This window comes from Aeromonas sp. 25-248 (assembly GCF_053005425.1).
Window position 1 is genome coordinate 155,956 of the sequence record NZ_JBRKTB010000003.1, and the last position, 22,517, is coordinate 178,472.

23 protein-coding genes, 1 tRNA gene and 1 other RNA gene are annotated in these 22,517 nt (G+C 62.3%); 20 read left to right on the plus strand and 5 right to left on the minus strand.

The features are described 5' to 3' along the window. Positions 1 to 142 precede the first annotated feature (142 nt). The 4 genes from ACVDHI_RS07145 to ACVDHI_RS07160 all read left to right on the plus strand — a co-directional run bounded on the left by ACVDHI_RS07145 (position 143) and on the right by ACVDHI_RS07160 (position 3,251). Positions 143 to 691, plus strand: coding sequence for a DUF2982 domain-containing protein (locus ACVDHI_RS07145; RefSeq protein WP_447211943.1), 549 nt, complete (start codon positions 143 to 145; stop codon positions 689 to 691). Positions 692 to 773: 82 nt separating this feature from the next. After that, complete coding sequence (locus ACVDHI_RS07150) at positions 774 to 1,718, plus strand: LysR family transcriptional regulator (RefSeq protein WP_039038698.1); 945 nt, start codon at positions 774 to 776, stop codon at positions 1,716 to 1,718. Positions 1,719 to 1,764: 46 nt separating this feature from the next. Beyond that, positions 1,765 to 2,787 (plus strand): response regulator, encoded by a 1,023-nt coding sequence (locus tag ACVDHI_RS07155; RefSeq protein WP_042016635.1) that lies wholly within the window; start codon positions 1,765 to 1,767, stop codon positions 2,785 to 2,787. A 32-nt stretch (positions 2,788 to 2,819) separates the two neighbouring features. Further along, on the plus strand, positions 2,820 to 3,251 hold the full coding sequence (locus ACVDHI_RS07160; RefSeq protein WP_039038700.1) for a PAS domain-containing protein: 432 nt from the start codon (positions 2,820 to 2,822) through the stop codon (positions 3,249 to 3,251). Between the two features lie 63 nt (positions 3,252 to 3,314). Here the strand turns inward: ACVDHI_RS07160 and ltaE are convergent, their stop codons facing one another. The 3 genes from ltaE to ACVDHI_RS07175 all read right to left on the minus strand — a co-directional run bounded on the left by ltaE (position 3,315) and on the right by ACVDHI_RS07175 (position 5,608). Then, on the minus strand, positions 3,315 to 4,331 hold the full coding sequence (gene ltaE / locus ACVDHI_RS07165) for a low-specificity L-threonine aldolase (protein ID WP_324061919.1): 1,017 nt from the start codon (positions 4,329 to 4,331) through the stop codon (positions 3,315 to 3,317). A gap of 86 nt (positions 4,332 to 4,417) precedes the next feature. Beyond that, positions 4,418 to 5,125, minus strand: coding sequence for a short-chain dehydrogenase (locus ACVDHI_RS07170; RefSeq protein WP_221435764.1), 708 nt, complete (start codon positions 5,123 to 5,125; stop codon positions 4,418 to 4,420). A gap of 75 nt (positions 5,126 to 5,200) precedes the next feature. Then, entirely contained in the window at positions 5,201 to 5,608 is a 408-nt protein-coding gene (locus ACVDHI_RS07175; RefSeq protein WP_039038703.1) for a transcriptional regulator, read from the minus strand. Between the two features lie 166 nt (positions 5,609 to 5,774). On the opposite strand from ACVDHI_RS07175, the gene ACVDHI_RS07180 reads away from it, so the two are divergent. Then, on the plus strand, positions 5,775 to 6,674 hold the full coding sequence (locus ACVDHI_RS07180) for an aldo/keto reductase (protein WP_324061921.1): 900 nt from the start codon (positions 5,775 to 5,777) through the stop codon (positions 6,672 to 6,674). Between the two features lie 69 nt (positions 6,675 to 6,743). Here ACVDHI_RS07180 and ACVDHI_RS07185 read toward each other — a convergent pair whose 3' ends face one another. Continuing rightward, complete coding sequence (locus tag ACVDHI_RS07185) at positions 6,744 to 7,022, minus strand: RNA recognition motif domain-containing protein (protein ID WP_029314670.1); 279 nt, start codon at positions 7,020 to 7,022, stop codon at positions 6,744 to 6,746. Positions 7,023 to 7,234: 212 nt separating this feature from the next. Further along, positions 7,235 to 7,777 (minus strand): hypothetical protein, encoded by a 543-nt coding sequence (locus ACVDHI_RS07190; RefSeq protein WP_447211912.1) that lies wholly within the window; start codon positions 7,775 to 7,777, stop codon positions 7,235 to 7,237. Between the two features lie 174 nt (positions 7,778 to 7,951). On the opposite strand from ACVDHI_RS07190, the gene mepA reads away from it, so the two are divergent. From mepA to nuoH, 15 genes are all read left to right on the plus strand, one after another. After that, the gene (gene mepA, locus ACVDHI_RS07195; protein WP_041215028.1) at positions 7,952 to 8,695 is read left to right on the plus strand and encodes a penicillin-insensitive murein endopeptidase; all 744 of its coding nucleotides are present in this window, start codon (positions 7,952 to 7,954) and stop codon (positions 8,693 to 8,695) included. A gap of 42 nt (positions 8,696 to 8,737) precedes the next feature. After that, positions 8,738 to 9,343 (plus strand): LemA family protein, encoded by a 606-nt coding sequence (locus ACVDHI_RS07200; protein ID WP_324061925.1) that lies wholly within the window; start codon positions 8,738 to 8,740, stop codon positions 9,341 to 9,343. Further along, entirely contained in the window at positions 9,340 to 10,074 is a 735-nt protein-coding gene (locus tag ACVDHI_RS07205) for a TPM domain-containing protein (RefSeq protein WP_182936180.1), read from the plus strand. The genes ACVDHI_RS07200 and ACVDHI_RS07205 overlap by 4 nt, the downstream gene beginning before the upstream one ends. A 22-nt stretch (positions 10,075 to 10,096) precedes the next feature. Next, the gene (locus tag ACVDHI_RS07210) at positions 10,097 to 10,714 is read left to right on the plus strand and encodes a TPM domain-containing protein (RefSeq protein WP_039038708.1); all 618 of its coding nucleotides are present in this window, start codon (positions 10,097 to 10,099) and stop codon (positions 10,712 to 10,714) included. 265 nt (positions 10,715 to 10,979) lie between these two features. Next, positions 10,980 to 11,067: transfer RNA gene (locus ACVDHI_RS07215), tRNA-Ser, on the plus strand. A gap of 55 nt (positions 11,068 to 11,122) precedes the next feature. Further along, positions 11,123 to 11,251, plus strand: a non-coding RNA gene (locus ACVDHI_RS07220) — RtT sRNA. A 669-nt stretch (positions 11,252 to 11,920) separates the two neighbouring features. Next, complete coding sequence (locus ACVDHI_RS07225; protein WP_039038709.1) at positions 11,921 to 12,679, plus strand: flagellar motor protein; 759 nt, start codon at positions 11,921 to 11,923, stop codon at positions 12,677 to 12,679. Continuing rightward, the gene (locus tag ACVDHI_RS07230) at positions 12,657 to 13,532 is read left to right on the plus strand and encodes a flagellar motor protein MotB (RefSeq protein WP_041211562.1); all 876 of its coding nucleotides are present in this window, start codon (positions 12,657 to 12,659) and stop codon (positions 13,530 to 13,532) included. Before ACVDHI_RS07225 ends, ACVDHI_RS07230 begins: the two co-directional genes overlap by 23 nt. Before the next feature lie 256 nt (positions 13,533 to 13,788). Next, positions 13,789 to 14,193, plus strand: a complete 405-nt coding sequence (locus ACVDHI_RS07235) for an NADH-quinone oxidoreductase subunit A (protein WP_039038710.1) — start codon at positions 13,789 to 13,791, stop codon at positions 14,191 to 14,193. A gap of 29 nt (positions 14,194 to 14,222) precedes the next feature. Continuing rightward, positions 14,223 to 14,897 carry a NuoB/complex I 20 kDa subunit family protein gene (locus ACVDHI_RS07240; protein WP_010675028.1) on the plus strand — a complete coding sequence of 225 codons (675 nt, stop codon included), beginning with the start codon at positions 14,223 to 14,225 and terminating at the stop codon, positions 14,895 to 14,897. A gap of 2 nt (positions 14,898 to 14,899) precedes the next feature. Then, positions 14,900 to 16,705, plus strand: coding sequence for an NADH-quinone oxidoreductase subunit C/D (nuoC, locus tag ACVDHI_RS07245; RefSeq protein WP_410488116.1), 1,806 nt, complete (start codon positions 14,900 to 14,902; stop codon positions 16,703 to 16,705). 72 nt (positions 16,706 to 16,777) lie between these two features. Beyond that, complete coding sequence (nuoE, locus tag ACVDHI_RS07250) at positions 16,778 to 17,317, plus strand: NADH-quinone oxidoreductase subunit NuoE (RefSeq protein ID WP_010675030.1); 540 nt, start codon at positions 16,778 to 16,780, stop codon at positions 17,315 to 17,317. Continuing rightward, positions 17,314 to 18,699: an NADH-quinone oxidoreductase subunit NuoF gene (gene nuoF, locus ACVDHI_RS07255; protein WP_324061927.1), complete on the plus strand. Its 1,386-nt coding sequence runs from the start codon at positions 17,314 to 17,316 to the stop codon at positions 18,697 to 18,699. Before nuoE ends, nuoF begins: the two co-directional genes overlap by 4 nt. A gap of 57 nt (positions 18,700 to 18,756) precedes the next feature. Then, entirely contained in the window at positions 18,757 to 21,486 is a 2,730-nt protein-coding gene (gene nuoG / locus ACVDHI_RS07260; protein WP_324061929.1) for an NADH-quinone oxidoreductase subunit NuoG, read from the plus strand. Continuing rightward, a complete protein-coding gene (nuoH, locus tag ACVDHI_RS07265) occupies positions 21,483 to 22,448 on the plus strand; it encodes an NADH-quinone oxidoreductase subunit NuoH (protein ID WP_010675033.1) in 966 nt (321 codons plus the stop codon). The genes nuoG and nuoH overlap by 4 nt, the downstream gene beginning before the upstream one ends. Positions 22,449 to 22,517 lie beyond the last annotated feature (69 nt).

Consider the following 22,517-nt stretch of genomic DNA (forward strand, 5'->3'; position numbering starts at 1 on the left):
ACATGTGATCCCCATGGTACGAAGAAATGGACTCACACTGGTATTGTTGGGCATGGTGATAACCATTGCTATGATTTTTATACTTTTTTTTCTTCGTGAACAACTACTAATCCCCGCCATTTCCCTCCTCCTGGCGGGCCTGATGACAATTCTTGTCGGGGCTTGGAAACTGGGTGAGCCTCATTTTAGTCTCTCTTTGTGTCAGGACTGCCTGCAATACCATCACAAGTACGGCGGCTGGATCCTGAAATGGAGAAATATTCAGCGAATTGACCAACCACGTATCCATTTGGGGTGGGATCTGGTGGAGCTGCCCTACATCGGTTTGAAAATAAAGGATTACGACGCTTTTTTGACGCTGATCACACCCCGGCTCGCCGTCCGTCTGCTGACCGAGCAGCGCGCCGTGCTGATGCAGGCCATGCGAAGCGAGCGCCCCGACTGCCCGACCGGAGGGTGCGGCAGTGGGCTCCTGGGAGAGGGACTGCTGGAGGAGAGCCGCTTCTGCTCACCCTCCGGCCAGCGCTATGAGGGGGTGATCGCCATGCTCGGCAACCGCATGGCACGGCTGCGAGATCTGCTGGGGTACGATCTGCTGGTGCCCGACAACAGCCTGGACAGATCCCCGGAAGATTTCGTCCATCTGCTCCAGCAATACCAGCGCGAGTCGAATCTAATCCAGATCAATTAAACGCCGGATTGCGCTTGCCAAGCCCGGTGACTCTTCATAAGGTCACTGGCTTGTTACAGTCAGAACACCCCCTAAAACCGCTATGAAGTACATCGAAGAGTTCTATCTGTTCGTCAAGGTGGTGCAAGAGGGCGGTTTCTCCCACGCCGCCGCTGCGCTGGGCATGCCGACCGGCACCATCAGTCGACGTATCTCCCAACTGGAAGAGCAGCTCGGATGCAGCCTGCTGCACAGATCCACCCGCAAGCTGCGTCTCACCGACGAAGGGTTGCGCTATTACGAGCGCCTCTGTACCCCCCTTGCGGAAATAGAGCAGGCCACCGGCGAAATCCGGGGTGAGGAGACGGACATCAGCGGCCTCATCCGCCTCGCGGCCCCCATCGCCCTCTCCAACACCATCCTGGTCGACATGCTGGCGGACTTCGGCCTGCGCTATCCCGGGGTACAGTTCGACATCCGCCAGTCCAACGATCATGCCCTCCAGGCGGATCAGGACAGGGACCTGGTCTTTTTCAACGGCGAGCTTCCCCAGACCCTACCCAACGCCCTCTGCCTGGGCCACATCCAGTACGGTCTGTTCGCCTCCCCCCTCTATCTGGAGAAGATGGGGGTGCCCTCCCACCCGACCCAGCTGGAAGAGCACGATCTCATCTACTGCTGGCCCCACCAGCACTGGCAACTGAGCGGGCGGGACGAACAGACGGTCTGCATCAAGCGCACACCCCGCCTTTGCATCGACCAGACCCAGGCCGCCGTGCGAGCAGCCCAGCGCCACCTCGGCATCGTCAACGCCCCGCAGCACTATGTGCACCCCTTCCTGCAAGATGGTCAGCTCGTCCCCGTCCTGCCGGACTGGCAGTCGGGAAAACGTCCCTTCTACATGCTCCATTGCCAGCCCCGGTTCACCCCGTTGCGTGTTAAGATGTTCGCCGATTTCGTCGAGAAGCACTCCGAGCGCTATCGTACCCGTCAGCAGAACGATCAATTTTCACCGGCGCAGCCGCTGCCCGTTGCATCTGACGGCTGATGACCCACACTTAGCGCAATCCTCGTTGCACTGGTCGGCTAACACTATGAATGTATTGATATGTGATGACTCCGGGTTCGCGCGCAAACAGCTGGTGCGCGCCCTGCCCGCCGATTGGGATGTCACCTTGCACCAGGCCGCGGACGGGCTGGAAGGGGTCGAGCAGATCCTGATGGGGCACGGGGACCTGATCTTTCTCGATCTCACCATGCCGGAGATGGACGGATATGGGGTTCTCGAGACCCTCAAGCGAGAAGGGGTGCGCAGCAAGGTGATCGTGGTCTCCGGCGACATCCAGCCGGAAGCCCATGAGCGTGTCATGGCTCTTGGCGCCCTCGATTTCATCAAGAAGCCGGCCTCCCCGGACACCCTCCTTGCCCTGCTCAAGCGCCACGGTCTGTGGCAATCAGCCACCCAGGTGACGGCCATCCAGCCCCAGCCCGTCGCCAGCCACCAGGCTGCCCAGAGCAGCATCCAGTTCACCCCCGAGCTGCGGGATGTCTATCAGGAACTGGCCAACGTCGCCATGGGCCAGGGGGCGGATCTGCTGGCCCGCCTGCTCGGCGCCTTCGTGCTGCTCCCCATCCCCAACGTCAACGTGCTGGAGGTCTCCGAGCTGCACATGGCGCTCTCGGCCGCCGCCGAGTCGGAGACGCTCTCTGCGGTCTGTCAAGGCTTCATCGGGGCCGGGATCGCCGGGGAGGCCCTGCTGCTGTTCCACGATGCCAGCTTCCAGGACCTGGCCCGCCTGATGAACCATCAGGGGGAGCTGGATCACGGCGCCGAACTGGAACTGCTGATGGACACCGCCAACGTGCTGATCGGAGCCTTCCTGCGCGGCTACGCCAACCAGCTCGACACCCCTTTTAGCCAGGGTCACCCCGTGGTGCTGGGCCAGCACAGGCCCATTCAGGATCTCATTCGGACCAACCAGAGCCGCTGGCGCCGCACTCTGGCCATCGAGATCAACTATCGGGTGCAGGGCTATGCGGTGCAGTGCGATCTCTTGCTGCTGTTTACCGAAGATTCCATCGCCACCATGAACAACAAGATCATGCACATGCTCTGACCGCCCCGCGGCAGCAACCACCAGGAGTGACCATGGACATTCGGGAATTTCATTGGCTGATGAACATCGTCCAGAATCTGGACGTGGGGCTGGTCGTGCTCGACAGGGAGTACCGGATCCAGGTGTGGAACGGCTTCATGGAGAGTCACAGCGGCCGACTGGCAGGCGAAGTGCGCGATCAAGGGCTGTTCTCGCTCTTCCCCGATGTGGACAAGGCCTGGTTCGAGCGCAAGGCCAACATGGTGTTCAAGCTCAACAACCGTGCCTTCAGCACCTGGGAGCAGCGCCCCTACCTGTTGCGCTTCTCCAACTACCGCCCCATCACGGGATCAGCCCCCTACATGTACCAGAACCTGACCCTGGTGCCGCTGGCCGACTTCGCCGGAGAGGTCACCCACCTGGCCATCATGATCTATGACGCCACCGACGAGGCCATGCTGATCACCGGCCAGCGCCAGGGATGACCGACCCTGCCATGACAACAAGGGCACCCGATGGCGCCCTTGTTGTTGCGATGGGGAATGGCGTCAGCCACTCAGGTACTCGGTGAAGGCGTCGATCACCTCGTCGATGTCATCGTCGGTGATCTGCAGGTGGGTCACCAGCCTGAGTTCCCCGTAGCCGGAGAAGAGAATGCCGCGCTCCTTCATGAAACCCAGCAAGGTGGCGGGATCCCCCTGGGTCAGGCGCAGGAACACCATGTTGGTCTGCACCTCCCCCATGTTGAGTGCGATGCCTGGCAACGCGGCCAGCCCCTCTGCCAGACGCCTGGCGCGGCGATGATCATCCGCCAGCCGGGCAACGTGCTGATCCAGCGCGAACAGTGCGGCCTGGGCCAGGATCCCTCCCTGGCGCATGCCGCCCCCCAGCATCTTGCGCAGCCGTCTGGCGCGGGCGATGAACGCAGCCGATCCCACCAGCAGGGAACCCACCGGTGCCCCCAGTCCCTTGGAGAGGCAGACAGAGATGCTGTCAAAAGGCGCCGCGATGGCGGCCACCGGCTCCCCGCTCGCCACCACCGCATTGAAGAGGCGAGCCCCGTCCAGGTGCAGCTTCAGTCCCTTCTCGTCGACGAATTCGCGCATGGCGCGCAGGTAGGTCAATGGCAGCACCTTGCCGTTATGGGTATTTTCCAGGCAGACGAGGTGCGTCTGGACGAAATGGGGATCATCGGGAGCGATGGCCCCCCGCACATCCTCGATGGCCAGGGTGCCGTCCGCCTGCATGGGGACGGATTGCAGGGCCACCGAGCCCAGCACGGCAGAGCCCTGAGCCTCATAGCGATAGATGTGGGAGGCCGCCCCCAGCACGGCCCCTTCCCCACGCTGGCAGTGACTCATCATGGCCAGCAGGTTGGACATGGTGCCGGAGGGCACGAACAGGGCCGCCTCCTTGCCAAGCAGTTCGGCGCCGCGGCGCTCCAGCGCATTGATGCTGGGATCTTCCCCATAGACATCGTCTCCCACCTCGGCATGCAGCATGCTCTGGCGCATGGCTTCCGTGGGTTGGGTCACGGTATCACTTCGTAAATCGATATAGCGCATGTCATCCTCCTGATGCAGGACGATGACATTAACCAGCCGACACCCGGCTGGCAAGAAACGGCAAGCGGGAATGTGAGCCCGGCGGCTCACCAGGGCAGCGACTGACCCTGCAGATCCACGAAACGGCCCGAGTGCGCGGGCGTCAGTGTGGCCATCAGATCCAGCAGGCGGACGGCAACCTCGGCGGGATCCTGCAGCAGGGCGGGATCCATCTCCTGAAGAAAAGGTTGCTGCATGGGGGTATTCATGAGGCCGGGATGCACGGTGATGACACCGGCGCCGGGAAAACGTCCGGCCCACTCACCCGCCAGGATCCGGGATCCCATGTTGAGGGCGGCCTTGCTCATGCGGTAGCTGTAATGGCACATGGCCTCCTGGCCCCCCTTCTCCAGGCTTCCCGCCCGATCCGAGAGGGTGCAGAGCCAGAGCGTGCTCTGGGGCATCATGCGCCGGCTCAGATTGGCACCAAGGGCCAGGTGGGGCCAGGCATTGGCCAGCAGACTCTCTTCGAGCCATTGGGGGGTCACCTCCTCCACCCGCCGCTCCGGCATGTGGGCAAGATCATGGAGCAGGCCTATGGTGTTGATCACCACCGTCGGCAGGGTGGTGCTGTCATAGAGGGTGAAGAGGGCCTCAAAAGAGAGCGAGTCCACCTCCTGCAGCGGAAAGTAGCAGGCGGGATCCAGCCCCCTGGGCAGTTGCCTGCCCGCCAGCAACCACTCTTCGCCCCGTCTGGCCAGCTCCCGTGCCAGCGCACTGCCCAACCCGCCACTGCCCAGGATCAGATAGCTCATCTGCGTGTCCTTGGATTTGATCACTGCTTAGAGGGTATCAGAAGAATGGCGGACTGCCGGGAGCCCCCGTCAGGCTCAGGCCTCGGCCAGATGGCGCCCAAACTCCCGCGCCCGGGCCAGGTCCAGAAAACCGTCCGCCTGCTTGTGGCTGCGCAGGAACTGGTAATAGGCGAGCAAGGTCACCAGTTGCTCCTCGTCCGGCATGGGCTTTCCCGGACGGGTCTCCTGCACCAGCGCCCCCGCCGCCGCCAGCGCGTCCCTGTCCACCACCTCGGCCTGACGATAGAGATACCCGCAACCGGTGGCGAGCCACTCCAGCGAGCAGTTGGCCCCCATGGCAATCTGGTTCGCCTTGCCAAGGCCGGGCTCGGCCCCTTTCAGATACTTGCGGATCAGGGCTTCACTCAACCCCACCTTGCGGGCAAAGGCGCTCACACTCCCCTCCCCGATCAGGCTTTGCAGCCTGGCGGCAAATCCTTCCATCACCCCTTCTCCTCTCACTGACACCGGGATCTTGACCCGTCGGAGTCAGAACCATAGTTCGAATTCGCGAAGGGGGCATTATTGCCTTGTCCGCCGGAAGAGACCAAGATGCTGGCACATGATTTTGCCCCTTTCTTTTCGCATTGTTATCTCCAGAGGAGTCACCATGTCCGTATCCCGTCTGGCCCTGCATGAGCAAGGCCCCACCTTCTCCCGCCTCATCATGGGCTACTGGCGCCTGATGGAGTGGCAGCTCTCCCCCACCGCCCTGCTGGACCTGATGAAATATCACCTTGATCTCGGGGTCACCACCATCGATCACGCCGACATCTACGGTGGCTACCAATGCGAGGAGGCCTTCGGCCATGCCCTGCGCTTGGAGCCCTCCCTGCGCGATCGCATGGAGATCGTCAGCAAGTGCGGCATCGCCCTCACCGCCAATCCGGCCCACGCCCTGAATCACTACAACACCGGCAAGGGACACATCGTCGCCAGTGCCGAAGCCTCCTTGCAAAAGCTCGGCACCGATCATCTGGATCTGTTGCTGATCCATCGCCCCGACCCCTTGATGAACGCCGACGAGGTGGCCGACGCCTTCATCACCCTCAAGCAGGCAGGCAAGATCAAGCACGCCGGGGTCTCCAACTTCACGCCCCACCAGTTCGCCCTGCTGCAATCCCGCCTGCCCTTCCCCCTGGTCACCAACCAGCTGGAGATCTCCCCGCTCCATCAGGAGGGGACGCTGGATGGTGCCCTGGATCAATGCCAGCAACTGCGCATCAAGCCCATGGCCTGGTCCTGCCTTGGCGGCGGGCGGCTGTTCCATGCCCCCGACTATGCCCCGCTGCGGTCGGAACTCGAGCAGATCCGCCAGGAGGTGGGCGGCGACTGTCTGGAGCAGGTGGTCTACGCCTGGGTGATGATGCTGCCGAGTCAGCCGCTGCCCCTCATCGGCTCCGGCAAACGGGAGCGGATCGCCGCCGCCGTGGCAGCCGAGTCCATTGAGCTCACTCGCCAGCAGTGGTTCCGCATCCGCAAGGCCGCTCTGGGTTATGACGTTCCCTGAGTCTGCACCAGACCCTGAAAACAAAAACGGCATGGAGGATTCCATGCCGTTTTCCGTTATCGAGACGATTCAACGATGGCGCTGGGGGCGACCACGGGGTGCATCCGTCTTCGGTTTGGCCTGATTGACCGTGATGGTGCGGCCGCCGACCTCGGTGCCGTGCAACTCGGCGATGGCCTTCTCGGCCTCACCATTGACCGGCATTTCAATGAAACCAAACCCCTTGGACTGACCGGTATCGCGGTCGATGATGATATCGACCTTGTCTACCTGCCCAAATTGGCTGAACACGGTTGTCAGTTCGTCGGCCGTCATCCGGTACGACAGATTACCTACGTAAATCTTCATGCCATCCACTCTCGATTCAAGGTGCCTTATCTATGCATCCACCGACCTGGGAGTAAGGGCACAACCCCCCTGCCGGACCAGCCACGGCATCATGCCATGGCACTTCCAGCTTCGTATCCCAAGTCCTTGATCTCTTGGGCTATCGGAGCAGGAAAGATCAAATCGAATCAGAGGCAGTATCTGAGCATTGGGATGAATTGTCGAGAAAATAGTCAGCGCGGGTGCAGTTCGGCCAGCAATGTGCCGAGGGCACGACGCCCATGCCAGGCACGTTTGAACCCGAATCGATAGACCCCGGGGGCCACTTCGTGAGTCCCTTCCCGGGACAACCCGAGCAGGCTGGTGGCCGTCGCCAGGGTCACCTCATCCAGCCCGAGATCCAGGCTGAAATCGAGCCACTGACCATCGTGTCCCACCTTGCGATCCCGCTCCATGCCCACCAGCACGGCTCTGGGCAGGGCCAACGCCCGGTCTTCGCCGCCATTGAGCAGATAGAGATGGCGTTCATCCCAGGCAAGCTCCGCCAGACGCCAGCGCTGCCAGTTGCGCGGCAACACCATCATCACCAGCACGATGCCGCCAAAGACCACCCCGACCCAGGGCAGCAGGCCCATGTCGGGATATCCCAGCCAGAGGGCGGCCACCACAGTGGCGAGACTCGCCAGCAACAGGCAGATCATGACCCCGTAAAACCGCCGGGCCGGGGGCATCAGCCAGCTCACGTTCTCTTGCGCTGCCAGCTCACTGACTCTCATCTTCTCTTCTCCTTCTGTGATGCGAACGGCCTTGCCGTCGCTGCGTTGCCGCGCATTGTGCGCGAGCGACGCGCCGCGATGCAACCGCCACCGCGACACGGATGACGGCCAGCGGCCACTCTTGGTATGCTTGGGGCTGTCTGAGCCCGCACTGGGCGCCATCCCGGGAGTCCCATGTTCGCCACCGCCCTGCTCTTGTCCGCGAGCACACTCTATGCCGAGGCCATCGGCGGCTACTCCGCCGGCTGCCTGAAAAATGCCGTGGCCCTGCCCCTCGAAGGTCCTGGTTATCAGGTGATCCGCACCAAACGGCTGCGCTATTACGGTCACCCCGACCTCATCCATTACCTGCAGCATCTGGCCAACCAGACCAGACTGGCCGGCATGCCGGATCTCTATATCGCCGACCTCGCCATGATGCACGGGGGGCCCTTTACCTCAGGTCATCGCAGCCACCAGACCGGCCTGGATGCCGACATCTGGTTCAGGATGGCTGACAGGCCCATCAGCCGCTGGGAGCAGGATGCCCCCAGGGAGTGGGCGCTGATCGACGAACCCAGCTACCGGATGCTGCCCGGCCGATTCGGCCCCAGGCAGCTCAATCTGCTGCGCCTTGCGGCTGATCGCCCCGAGGTGGCGCGTATCTTCGTTAACCCCGTCATCAAGGCCGAGGTGTGCAAACAGGCACCCGGTGAAGCCTGGGTCGGCAAGCTGCGCCCCTGGGTCGGCCACTTCAGCCACTTTCACGTGCGCCTGCGCTGCCCGGCAAACAGTCCGGACTGCCAGCCCCAGGCTCCCATTCCCCCCGGCAATGGCTGTGGGGAGGAGCTGGCCTCCTGGCTCAAGGACAAACCCCAGCTGCCCAAGGTGTCGATGAGCTACCGCGCCCCCCTCTTACCCAGGCGTTGTGAGGGCTGACCACAAGCTGTTATGGTGAACCTATTTCCGAGAGAAATATCAATGGAGAACAACAAGATGGCCACTTCACTCTGGCAGCGTGGTACCCATGCCCTGCTGACCCTGACCCTGCTGCTGGGTTTGACCGGCTGCGGCATGAACACTATTCCGACCCTGGATGAGCAGGTCAAGGCGAGCTGGGGACAGGTCGAGAACCAGTACCAGCGCAGGGCCGATCTCATTCCCAACCTGGTGGCCACCGTCAAGGGGTACGCCAGCCACGAGCAGGAGACCCTCAAGGCTGTCACCGATGCCCGTGCCCGAGTCGGCAGCGTGCAGGTGAGTGACCCCTCCCAGCTCAAGGCGTTCGAGGCGGCGCAGGAGCAGCTCTCCAGCGCCCTCTCCCGGCTGATGGTAGTGGTCGAGCGCTACCCGGATCTGAAGGCCGATCAGCAGTTCCTGACCCTGCAGGCCCAGCTGGAAGGCACCGAGAATCGCATCGCGGTGGCCAGACGGGATTACATCGAGGCAGTACGCCAGTTCAATACCGAGATCCGTACCTTCCCCGGGGTCATCTGGTCCAAGCTGCTTTACTCCGATCTGGAAGCCAAACCCACCTTCAGCGCCAAACCCGGTGCCGATGAGGCGCCCAAGGTCAGCTTCCAATGAACGTGATGAGACACTGGCTGGCGCTCTGTCTGCTGCTCTGTGCCACGGCACTGCATGCCGCCCCCGATTTCCCGGCCCTGACCGGGCGGGTGGTGGACGAGGCCAATCTGATGTCCCGCAAGCAGGCCCACCAACTCGCACAGCAACTGGCCGTCTTCGAGAAGCGCAGCGGCGTCCAGCTGGTGGTGGTCTCCATCGACACGCTGGCGGGGGATACCATCGAAGAGTACGGCTACCAGCTCGGTCGCCACTGGGGCATCGGCCAAAAAGGCAAGAACAACGGCGTTCTGCTGATCATCGCCCAGGACGAGCGCAAGGTGCGCATCGAGGTGGGTTATGGCCTGGAAGGTGCCCTGCCCGACGCCATCGCCGCCAATATCATCCAGACCCGGATCCTGCCCGCCTTCAAGCGCGGTGACATGGTGGCCGGCATCCTCGCCGGCAGCCAGGGCATCATGCAGGCCCTGGCCGGGGAGTATCAGCCCGTGGACCACGCCAGCAAGGCCGACAAGCAGGGAGGTCCCTGGCTCTTCATCCTGGTGGTGATTGCGATGATCGTGCTGCACAACCTACGCGGCGGCGGCGGTGGGCCGGGAGGACGTCGCCGGGCCGCCTACATGGCCGGTGGATTCGGTGCCGGCTCCTTTGGCGGCCGCACTGGCGGTGGTGGTGGCGGTTTCAGTGGTGGCGGCGGCAGCTTTGGCGGCGGCGGTGCATCTGGCGGTTGGTAATCAGGGAAAAAGAGACAACAAGATGATTTCGAAACAGTTTTTCCACACCTTGCAGGCCAGGGTTCGACAGGCCGAGCAGGCCACGGATGCCGAACTGGTCACCGTGCTGGCCCCGGCCAGCGATGGCTATCGCTATATCCCGACCCTGTGGGCCGCCCTGCTGGCCATGCTCACCCCCCTGCTGGTCTTCCAGCTCGGCTTCTGGCTTGGCTGGTACGAGATCCTGCTGGTGCAGTGGTCGGTCTGGTTGCTGCTGAGCCTGCTGTTCCACTGGACGCCCATCAAGATGCGGCTCATCCCCCACAAGGTACGCCGTCACCGGGCCGCCCTGATGGCCCGCCTGCAGTTTGTCGAGCAGGGACTTCACCGCACCCGGGACCGGCTCGGTGTGCTTATCTTCGTCTCGGTGGCGGAGCACTATGTGGAGATCCTGGTAGACGACGGGATCGCCCAGCACATCGACAACACCCAGTGGCAGCAGATCATCGACGACTTCGTGGTTCGGGTACGCAACAAGGAGGTCGAGCAGGGGTTCCTGGAGTGCGTGGAGCGCACCAGCGCCATTCTGACCGACGCCTTCCCCGCAACCCGGGATCAGAACGAGCTGCCTGACAGCCTGATCATTCTCGACAAGCCCTGAATGGGCTTAAAAAACCAGCATTCTGTTCAAGGGATAGGCACTCGATAAAGATTATGAAAAATAAGGGGAAAAGTGGTTGACCCAGGCAGCCCTTTCCCCTAAATTACGCCCCGTTCCAGCGCAACGGCGCAGCGAACACCGTGTTGGCTGAACACGTTAAACCACAGACAAAATTTGGTGCGGTATCCGAGAGGCTGCCCACCGACGAAGTCGGCAAGATGCACGCGCAGCGCGCTTCGAAAACCACTTCAAGCAGTAAAAATTTGGTGAGGTGTCCGAGTGGCTGAAGGAGCACGCCTGGAAAGTGTGTATACGGCAACGTATCGAGGGTTCGAATCCCTCCCTCACCGCCAAATTGTAAAAACCGACCTCAGGGTCGGTTTTTTGCATCTGGTGACATGGCAACATCCGATGCCGATGGAGGGAGGGTGAGAAGCCTCGTCGGGTTCGAGCAGAGCAGCTTGCTGCGATGAACGGCCGCAGGTCGCCCCGAAGGGGTGAGCCACGCAGTGGTGAATCATCCCTCCCTCACCGCCAAATAAAGTAAAAGGCCCCGTCGCAAGACGGGGCCTTTTACTTCTTCCGAAGATGGGCGGCTCGGTTCGAACCCTGTCGACAGGCGGGCAGGATAGCCCGACTGGACGGCCAGAGGCCGCCCGCAGGGCGAGCGCCAGGGATGGTGCGAGTCAATCCCGAACCAGCTTACAGCTTGAAGAATCGACCCCAGGGTCGGTTTTTGCTTCAAGGAGTCTGCCAACCCCCTGGCAGGAGAAACCCGTCATCGGCGGGGCCAGAAAAAACGGCTTGCCGCGATACCTGGCCAAGTGCCGCCCAGCCAATCCCACCCCTTCCGCCTCTCTGCTCTCTGCTCTCTGCTCTCTGCCGACAAGGGATATGCCCCGAGGGCAGCCAGCCCTCTCTCGTTGACAGCGCATTACGCCAATCAAAGAGAAAGTGACGATATAAATAACCAACACCCTCTCACAGATAGCACAGTATATTGTGATATCACTTGGATAACCGCCTCGTCCTGCCATGCCGGCACCGTCAACCTGCTCTGCAGATCAGGCGGCACAGGCCGATGCCACCGGACACTACCGGGTCTGCGCAACCTCTCGGATATTGCTCACCGATTGGATATCGTTTTGAAAAACTGATAGTTAAATGGCTACACTAGCCTCACACATCGCATAGGGATATGGACAAATGAGTCTTATTGGCTTGCTGCTGGCCCTGGCAGCCATTCTGGGTGGCAACATGATAGAAGGGGGGCACCCCAGCGCCCTGCTCGATCTGCCCGCCTTTCTCATCGTGATCGGCGGTACCGTCGGTGCCGCACTGACCCAGTTTCCTTTCTCCGTGGTTGGTAAAACCCTCAAGCGCTTCAAGTGGCTCATCACTCCCCTGCGCCTCGACATGCTGGAGCAGGCCCAACTGCTTGAAACCCTGGCGGGCAATGCACGGCGCAGTGGCATGCTAGCACTGGAGGGCATGATCGACGACATCAAGGATCCCTTCCTGCAAAAAGGGGTACAGATGATGGTCGATGGCTACGAGAAGACCAAGATCCACGAGGTACTGGAAAACGAGATCGAGTTCGAGCAGGAAGATATCGAACAGACCGTCAAATTCTACGAGGCCATGGGGGGCTACTGCCCGACCATGGGGATCGTCGGGGCCGTATTTGGTCTCATTCACGCCATGGGCCTGCTGGATGCCCCCGACAAGCTGGGGGGCGCCATCGCGGTGGCCTTTATCGCCACCATCTACGGGGTGTCGGCCGCCAACCTCATCTTCCTGCCCTTCGGCAACCGCTACAAGTCGTTTGCCCACCAGATCCGCCACTACAAGGAGATGACCCTCACCGGCATCCTCTGCATCGTGGACGGCGAGTCACAGCAACGGCTGCAAGTGACCCTTGAGCCTTACCTCGGAGGCCACAGTGGCGAAAAAGAAAAAGGCTGAGGCGCCGGAGAACCACGAACGCTGGCTGGTCTCCTACGCCGACTTCATGACACTGCTGTTCGCCCTGTTCGTGGTGCTCTACTCCTTCGCCATGGCCAAGCAGTCGGAGACTCGCGTGCTCATTCAGGGCTTTATCGAATCTCTTGGCAAGATAGGGCTGGTCTCCCTTCCCGCCGGCTCCCCCGTGATGCAGGGGGGCACAGGCATACTGGAACCCGAGTCCAAGACCACCCCCAATACCTCCCAGAAAGAGCAGGTGCTGGATACCCAGACGCCCGCAGCGGCGGCCGACCCTTTCAACGAGACCATCGGCTCCTCGGAGAAACCTACGGCCACGGAGTCCTGGCCCCACAAGACCAAGGAGCAGGATTGGGTCACGGTCACCAAGCAGAAGCTGGATCAGCAGCTCAAGAGCCAAATCGAGTCCAAGGAGATCGAGGTGGAGCAGCTTGGCAGCCAGCTAGTCATCCGCATCGGCGAAAAGACCTTGTTCCCCGCCGACTCCGCCTTCTTGCAGCCCCAGTTCATTCCCCTGGTCAACAAGGTCTCGGACGTACTGGCAGACATCCCCGGCATGGTGGTGGTCACCGGTCACACCGACAACTCCCAGGCGCCGGTGGAGCTCTATCGCAACAACTGGGAGCTGTCGGTGCTGCGGGCAGCCACCATCACCCACACCCTACTGACCAACCCCAAACTGGATTCACGACGGCTGATCGCCCAGGGGGTGGCGGATACCCAACCCCGTTATCCAAACGATACCACGGCTCACCGCCAGGCCAACCGCCGGGTGGAGATCGTGCTCTCCCAGGGCAAGGCGGCAGAGCAGAGCCTCCCCGTTCTCCAACCCTGAAACAGACCCCGCCATGCGGGGTCTTTTGTTTCCTGCCATCCACCGGATTTTCAAACTATCCGGTTTTTTTCTGCTAAATAAAAACGATTGAAAACAATTCTCAAACGAGAAAGTTGACCCCGCTAGCAAAACACAATTTTCATCCCGTTGATTAATAATTAATCCTTTGAAATGACATGTAAATCAGTACGAAAGTGGCATACTACGTAACGTCATTGTTAAGTCACATGATTAATTTGGTTAGGGAAAAACCTATATGTTTGCTGATATTGCCGTCCAGCACTGGGCTTTTGCTGTCTATGTCATTGGCGCCATCTGTATCTGCTTGACCATGATAGGCCTGGCGGCCTTGCTGGGGGGACGCGCCTATGGCCGTGCCAAGAACAAACCCTTCGAATCCGGGGTGGATTCCGTCGGCAACGCCCGCCTGCGCTTCTCCGCCAAGTTCTACCTGGTCGCCATGTTCTTCGTCATCTTCGATGTCGAAGCCCTCTATCTCTTTGCCTGGTCCGTCTCCGTTCGGGAGAGCGGCTGGGTCGGCTTCATCGAAGCCACCATCTTCATCACCCTGCTGCTGGTAGGCCTCCTCTACCTGTGGCGCATTGGTGCCCTCGACTGGGCCCCGAAAAAGCGTGTCCTGACTGACAAGAAACCAGACTGAACTACCGATTATCTCTTTGAGGTTGCACCATGAAGTACACCCTGACCCGGATTGACCCGGATGCGCCCGTTGAGCGCTACCCCCAGGAACAGCGCCAGACCGTCGATGATCCACTGGCGCAACAAGCGACCCGCGGCATCATGATCGGGCGCCTCGAAGAGGTGCTGCAAGACACCGTCAACTGGGGCCGCAAGAACTCCCTCTGGCCCTACAACTTCGGCATCTCCTGCTGCTACGTGGAGATGTGTACCGCCTTCACCTCTCCCCACGACGTGGCTCGCTTCGGCGCTGAGGTCATACGAGCCTCCCCCCGTCAGGCCGACTTCATGGTGATTGCCGGCACCCCCTTCATCAAGATGGCCCCTGTCATCCAGCGGCTCTATGAGCAGTTGCTCGAACCCAAGTGGGTCATCTCCATGGGGGCCTGCGCCAACTCCGGCGGCATGTATGACATCTACTCCGTGGTACAGGGGGTGGACAAGTTCCTGCCGGTCGATGTCTACATTCCGGGCTGCCCGCCCCGCCCCGAGGCCTTCCTGCAAGCCCTGATGCTGCTGCAGGAGTCCATCGGCAAGGAACGCCGCCCCCTCTCCTGGGTGGTGGGGGATCAGGGGATCTACCGTCCCCAGATGCAATCCGAGAAGGAACGCAAGCGCGGCGAGCGGATCAACGTGACCAACCTGCGCACGCCGGATGAGATCTGATCATGAAACTGACTCGAGAATTCCCAAGCAATTACACCATGGCCCAGTGGCAAACCGCCGATCACGCCGATGCCCAGGTGGTCGGCGAGCTGTTCGCCTACTTCGGTGCCGAGCGCTTCACCGTGCAGAGCACCCGTACCGGCGTGCCGGTCATCTGGCTCTCCCGGGATCTGCTGCTGGACGTGATGGGCTTCTTGCAAAAGCTGCCCTCCCCCTTCGTGATGCTGTTCGATCTCAGCGCCACCGACGAACGGATGCGCAGCCATCGCCACGGCCTGCCGGAGAGCGACTTTACCGTCTTCTATCACCTCATCTCCATCGACCGTAACGCCGACGTGATGCTGAAGGTGGCGCTCAAGGAGAGTGATCTCCATCTGCCCACCGTCAGCCGCCACTTCCCCAACGCCAACTGGTACGAGCGGGAAGTGTGGGATCTGATGGGGATCACCTTCGATGGCCACCCCCATCTGACCCGCATCATGATGCCCAAGAGCTGGCAAGGGCACCCCTTGCGCAAGGACTACCCGGCGCGCGCCACCGAGTTTGATCCCTTCATGCTCGATGCGGTCAAGCAGGATCAGGAGCAGGACAACCTGCTGTTCAAGCCGGAAGAGTGGGGCATGGCCCGCGGCAACGAGAACGAGGACTACATGTTCCTGAACCTCGGGCCGAACCACCCCTCCGCCCACGGCGCCTTCCGCCTGGTGCTGCAACTCGACGGAGAAGAGATCCGCGACTGCGTGCCCGACATCGGCTATCACCACCGCGGCGCCGAGAAGATGGGCGAGCGCCAGTCCTGGCACAGCTACATCCCCTACACCGACCGGGTCGAATACCTGGGCGGCGTGATGAACAACCTGCCCTATGTACTGGCGGTCGAGAAGCTGGCCGGCATCAAGGTGCCGGCGCGGGTCGATATGATCCGGGTGATGATGGCGGAGCTGTTCCGCATCCAGAGCCACCTGCTGTTCCTTGGCACCTACATTCAGGACGTGGGGGCCATGACCCCGGTCTTCTTCACCTTCACGGACCGCCAGAAGATCTACACCATCATCGAGGCCATCACCGGGGCCCGCATGCACCCGGCCTGGTTCCGCATCGGCGGCGTGGCCCACGATCTGCCTGCCGGCTGGACCCGCCTCATCCAGGACAACCTGTTGAGCTGGCTGCCCAAGCGGTTGATGGAGTATGAAAAGGCGGCTATGCGCAACAGCATACTGCGGGGCCGCACCATCGGCGTCGCCGCCTACAACACGGCCCAGGCCCTGGCCTGGGGCACCACGGGGGGCGGTCTGCGGGCCACGGGGCTCAACTTTGACGTGCGCAAATGGCGCCCCTATTCCGGTTACGATCAGTTCGAGTTCGAGGTGCCGGTGGGTAGCAACGGGGACGCCTACGACCGCGCCACCGTGCGCATCGAGGAGATCCGCCAGAGCCTGTCCATTATCGAGCAGTGCATGAAAAACATGCCTGAGGGCCCCTTCAAGGCGGATCATCCGCTCACCACGCCACCGCCCAAAGAGCGCACCCTGCAGGACATCGAAACCCTGATCACCCACTTCCTGCAAGTCTCCTGGGGGCCTGTCATGCCGGCCGCCGAGTCCTTCCAGATGATAGAGGCGACCAAGGGAGTCAACAGCTATTACCTGACCAGCGACGGATCCACCATGAGCTACCGGACCCGGATCCGCACCCCGAGCTTTGCTCACCTGCAGCAGATCCCCTCGGTGATCCGCGGCCAGATGGTGTCGGATCTTATCGTCTACCTGGGCAGTATCGATTTCGTTATGTCAGATGTGGATCGTTGAGTCCTCTCGCCCCGGCAGCCGGGGCGAAGGGCAAGACGCGCAGTAAAGGGACAAGCCACAAAAGGTCAAGTCATGAGCCAATGTCAGTGTCACAATAACCAGACCCCACAAGGGCAAGGGGCATGCAGCAGCCAGCAGGGAGATTTCGTCCTGAGCCAGGCTGAGCGCGATGCCATCGAACACGAGAAACACCACTACGAAGATCCCCGTGCAGCCAGCATCGAAGCGCTCAAGATAGTGCAACAGGCCCGTGGCTGGGTGCCTGACGGCGCCATTCACGCCATCGGCGCCGAGCTCGGCATCCCCGCCAGCGACGTGGAAGGGGTCGCCACCTTCTACAGCCAGATCTTCCGCCAGCCGGTGGGTCGTCACATCATCCGCGTCTGCGACAGCATGGTCTGCTACATCAACGGCCACGAGCAGTTGCTTGCCGGTCTGAAAGAGGTCGTCAATCTGGCCCCCGGTCAGACCTCCCCGGATGGCCGCTTCACCCTGTTGCCCGTCTGCTGCCTTGGCAACTGCGACAAGGGGCCGGCCATCATGATCGATGACGATACCTATGGCGGACTCGATGCCGTCAGCCTGCTGAAAACCCTGGAGGCTTACCCATGAGCATTCAGCCAGGCAAGACGCTTGCCTCCCTCGGCACCGCCAATCGCATCCCCCGCACCGCCGAGACTCACCCTCTCACCTGGCGCCTGCGGGACGATGGCCAGCCGGTGTGGCTCGAAGAGTATCAGGCAAAACAGGGCTATGAGGCCGCCCGCAAGGCCCTTGGCCAGATGAGCCCGGATGACATCGTCAGCACCGTCAAGGATGCCGGCCTCAAGGGACGCGGTGGCGCCGGTTTCTCCACCGGCGTGAAGTGGGGACTGATGCCCAAAGACGAGAGCATGAACATCCGTTACTTGCTCTGCAACGCCGACGAGATGGAGCCCAATACCTACAAAGACCGCATGCTGATGGAGCAGCTGCCCCACCTGCTGATCGAGGGGATGATCATCAGTGCACGTGCTCTCAAGGCCTATCGCGGCTACATCTTCCTGCGCGGCGAGTACGTGGATGCCGCCATCCACCTGCGCCGCGCCGTGGAAGAGGCCAAGGCCGCGGGGTTCCTTGGCAAGAACATCCTGGGCTCGGGCTTTGACTTCGAGCTGTTCGTCCACACCGGCGCAGGTCGCTACATCTGCGGCGAAGAGACGGCCCTCATCAACTCCCTGGAAGGACGGCGCGCCAACCCGCGGGCCAAACCCCCCTTCCCCGCCGTCTCCGGCGTCTGGGGCAAGCCGACCTGCGTCAACAACGTCGAAACCCTGTGCAACGTCCCCGCCATCATCGGCAACGGTGTGGCCTGGTATCAGGGGCTGGCACTGCCGGGTTCGGAAGATCACGGCACCAAGCTGATGGGCTTTTCCGGCAAGGTCAACAATCCCGGCCTGTGGGAGCTGCCCTTTGGCATCACCGCCCGCGCGCTGTTCGAGGAGTACGCAGGCGGCATGAAGCCCGGCTATCGCCTGAAAACCTGGCAACCGGGCGGCGCCGGCACCGGCTTCCTGCTGCCCGAGCACCTGGATGCCCAGATGTATGCAGGCGGCATCGGCAAGGTGGGCACCCGCATGGGTACGGGTCTTGCCATGGCGGTGGATGACAGCATCAACATGGTCTCCCTGCTGCGCAACATGGAGGAGTTCTTTGCCCGCGAATCCTGCGGCTGGTGCACCCCCTGCCGCGACGGCCTGCCCTGGAGCGTCAAGATCCTGCGGGCGCTGGAGCGGGGCGAGGGCCAACCCGAGGATCTCGCGACCCTGGAACAACTCGTCAGTTTCCTGGGCCCGGGCAAGACCTTCTGTGCCCATGCCCCCGGCGCCGTCGAGCCCCTTGGCAGTGCGATGAAGTATTTCCGGTCCGAGTTCGAGGCCGGGGTCAAGGCCCCCCATGACAATCACAAGCTGTTCAAGGGTATCCAGCCCAACCTGCTGGGCGAGCGCTGGTAAGCGCCAGGACGCATCGGGCAATAGCCGATTTCATAAAACAGGTTTCAGGGAAGTTGTATGGCAACCATTCATGTAGACGGTAAAGAGTACGAGGTAGACGGGGCAGACAACCTGCTGCAAGCCTGTCTGTCGCTGGGTCTGGACGTCCCCTATTTTTGCTGGCACCCGGCGCTGGGTAGCGTCGGTGCCTGCCGCCAGTGCGCGGTCAAACAGTATCAGAATGCCGACGACAAGCGCGGCCGCCTGGTCATGTCCTGCATGACCCCCTCCACCGATGGCACCTATATCTCCATCGAGGATGAAGAGGCGAAGGAGTTTCGCAAGACGGTGGTGGAGTGGCAGATGACCAACCACCCCCACGACTGCCCGGTGTGCGAAGAGGGTGGCGCCTGCCACCTGCAGGACATGACGGTGATGACGGGCCACAACAGCCGCCGCTACCGTTTCACCAAGCGCACCCACCAGAATCAGGATCTGGGTCCCTTCATCAACCACGAGATGAACCGCTGCATCGCCTGCTACCGCTGCGTGCGCTATTACAAGGATTACGCCGGTGGCGAGGATCTCGGGGTCTATGGCGCCCACGACAACGTCTACTTCGGCCGGGTCGAGGATGGCACCCTGGAGAGCGAATTCTCCGGCAACCTGGTGGAGGTCTGTCCCACCGGCGTCTTCACCGACAAGACCCACTCCGAGCGTTACAACCGCAAGTGGGACATGCAGTTCGCCCCCAGCATCTGCCAGGGGTGCTCGGTCGGCTGCAACATCAGCCCGGGTGAGCGCTACGGCGAGCTGCGCCGCATCGAGAACCGTTTCCACGGCGCCCTGAACCACTATTTCCTCTGCGATCGCGGCCGCTTCGGCTACGGTCACGTCAATCTGACCGACCGCCCGCGCCAGCCCCTGCTGCAGGATGGCAGTGACAGGCTGGCCATCACGGTGGATGGTGCCCTGAACCGGGCCGCGGATGCGCTGCGCACCGCCAGCGGCGTCATCGGCATCGGCTCACCCCGCGCCTCCTTGGAGAGCAACTTCGCCCTGCGCGAACTGGTGGGGGCCGCCAACTTCTACTCCGGGGTCGAGCAGAGCGAATGGAAATGCCTGCAGAAGATGCTGGACATTCTGGAGCACGGCGGCGTGCGCACTCCCAGCCTGCGCGACATGGAAGAGGCCGACGCCGTGCTGGTGCTCGGGGAAGATGTCACCCAGACCGCCGCCCGCATCGCCCTGGCCCTGCGCCAGGCGGTGAAAGGCAAGGGGCGCGACATTGCCCGCAAGCTGAAGGTGGATCTCTGGCAGGTCGCTGCCGTGCAGACCCTGGCCCAGAACCAGCGCTACCCCTTGCTCATCACCAGTCTGGATGCCACCCGCCTGGATGACGTGGCGAGCAGCACCCTGCACGCCCCCCACGCGGATCAGGCGCGCCTCGGGTTTGCCATCGCTCATCTGCTGGACGCCAGTGCACCGGCGCCAACGGCTCTCTCCCCCGAACAGCAGGCCCTCGCCGCCCAATGGGCAGACCTGCTTGGCAACGCCAAAAAGCCCCTCATCATCGCAGGCAATGGTGCCCGCAACGAGGCGCTGATCGAAGCGGCCAGCAACATCGCCCGCGCCCTCAAGGGCCGTGGCCAGGCCGCGGAGCTTGCCCTGGTGGCTCAGGAAGCCAACAGCCTGGGACTGGCCATGCTGGCCCGGCATGCCGCCCCGCTGGAGGCAGCCCTCGAGCGCATGGAAGGGGAAGAGAGGCTTGCCCTGGTCATTCTTGAGAACGACCTCTACCGCCGAGCCCCCCGCAGCCGGGTGGACGCCGCCCTGGATCGCCTGCAACACCTGCTGGTCATCGACCATCAGGAGACGGCCACCGCGAAGAAGGCGGATCTGGTGCTGCCTGCCGCCAGTTTTGCCGAAGGCGATGGCACCCTGGTCAACATGGAAGGCCGCGCCCAGCGCTTCTTCCAGGTCTATGCTCCCGCCTTCTACAACGCCGATATCCAGGTGCGCGAAAGCTGGCGCTGGCTGGATGCCCTGCAAGGGAGCCAGCAACCGCGTCCGGTTCGCTGGAACACCTTCGACGATGTGAGTCGCGATTGCGCCGCCAGCGCTCCGCTGCTCACCACCATGGGTGAAGCTGCACCCAACGCCGGCCTGCGCATTCGCGGCATGAAGCTCGCCCGGGAGCCGCACCGCTACAGTGGTCGCACCTCCATGCTGGCGAACCAGAACGTGAGCGAGCCCAGAGTCGCCCAGGATCCCGATTCGCCGTTCGCCTTCTCCATGGAAGGCTACGCCGGTGCCCGCCAGCCCCTCTCCCAGGTACCGTTTGCCTGGGCGCCGGGCTGGAACTCCCCCTCCGCCTGGAACAAGTTCCAGGACGAGGTGGGTGGCAACCTGCGTGCCGGGGATCCCGGTCGCCGCCTGCTGGAGCCGGGCGAAGGCAACCTGGGCTGGTTTGGCGCCATCCCGGTCCCCTTCCAGCCCACCGCCTCCCTCCAGGTGGTGAGTTATGACCAGCTGTTCGGGGGCGAGGAGCTCTCCGCCAGAAGCCCGGTCATCCAGGCTCGCATGGGGGAACCCACCCTGGTACTGAACCCGGCGGATGCCGCGCGCCTGGCACTGTCCCCTGACGCACTGGTGGCCTTCTCCTGGGGTGGCAACCACTGGCGTCTGCGTCTGCGCCTGAGCGATGCGCTGGCTCCGGGTCTGGCAGGGTTGCCACTCGGGGTGAACGGCCTGCCGACCGCCCTGCACCACGCCCTGATCGATAACCTGCAGGAGGTCATCGCATGAGCGACTCTCTGATGGATCTGCTGATCGAGGTCGGCAAGGCCCTGGTCGTGCTCGTGGGGATCGTGGGGGCTGGCGCCTTCATGAGCTTCATTGAGCGCCGCCTGCTGGCACTGTGGCAGGACCGTTACGGCCCCAACCGGGTTGGCCCCTTCGGCCTGCTGCAACTGGCGGCCGACATGGTCAAGATGTTCTTCAAGGAGGACTGGATCCCGCCCTTTGCGGATCGCCGGATCTTCGTGCTGGCCCCCATCATCGCCTTCACCGCCTTCATCCTGGCGTTTGCGGTGGTGCCCATCACCCCCACCTGGGGCGTGGCGGATCTCAACGTGGGGCTGCTCTATATCCTGGCGATCGCCGGGCTGGCGGTCTATGCCGTGCTGTTCGCCGGCTGGTCGAGCAACAACAAGTACTCCCTGCTCGGCAGCCTGCGCGCCTCGGCCCAGACCCTCTCCTACGAGGTGTTCCTTGGCCTCTCGCTCATGGGCATCGTCATCCAGACAGGCAGCTTCAACCTGCGTGACATCGTCGAGGCCCAGGCCGGCATGTGGAACGTGATCCCCCAGATCCTGGGCTTCGTCACCTTCCTGTTTGCCGGGGTCGCCGTCACCCACCGCCACCCGTTTGACCAGCCGGAGGCCGAGCAGGAGCTCGCCGACGGCTATCACATCGAGTACGCGGGCATGAAGTGGGGTCTCTTCTTCGTGGGGGAGTACATCGGCATCGTGCTGATCTCTTCCCTCATCGTGACCCTCTTCTTCGGTGGCTGGCACGGCCCCTGGCTGCCGCCCTTCATCTGGTTCGCCCTGAAGACCGCCTGTTTCATGGTGTTCTTCATCCTGCTGCGGGCCTCCCTGCCCCGCCCGCGCTTCGACCAGGTGATGTCCTTTGGCTGGAAAGTGTGCCTGCCCCTGACCCTGCTCAACATGCTGGTCACCGCTGCCGTGGTGCTGATGAATGCGTGAGCAAAACGAGATGGACATGACGATGATTCGGCCGTCTGCGGCAAGGAAACGCCCAGACGCCAGTGCTGA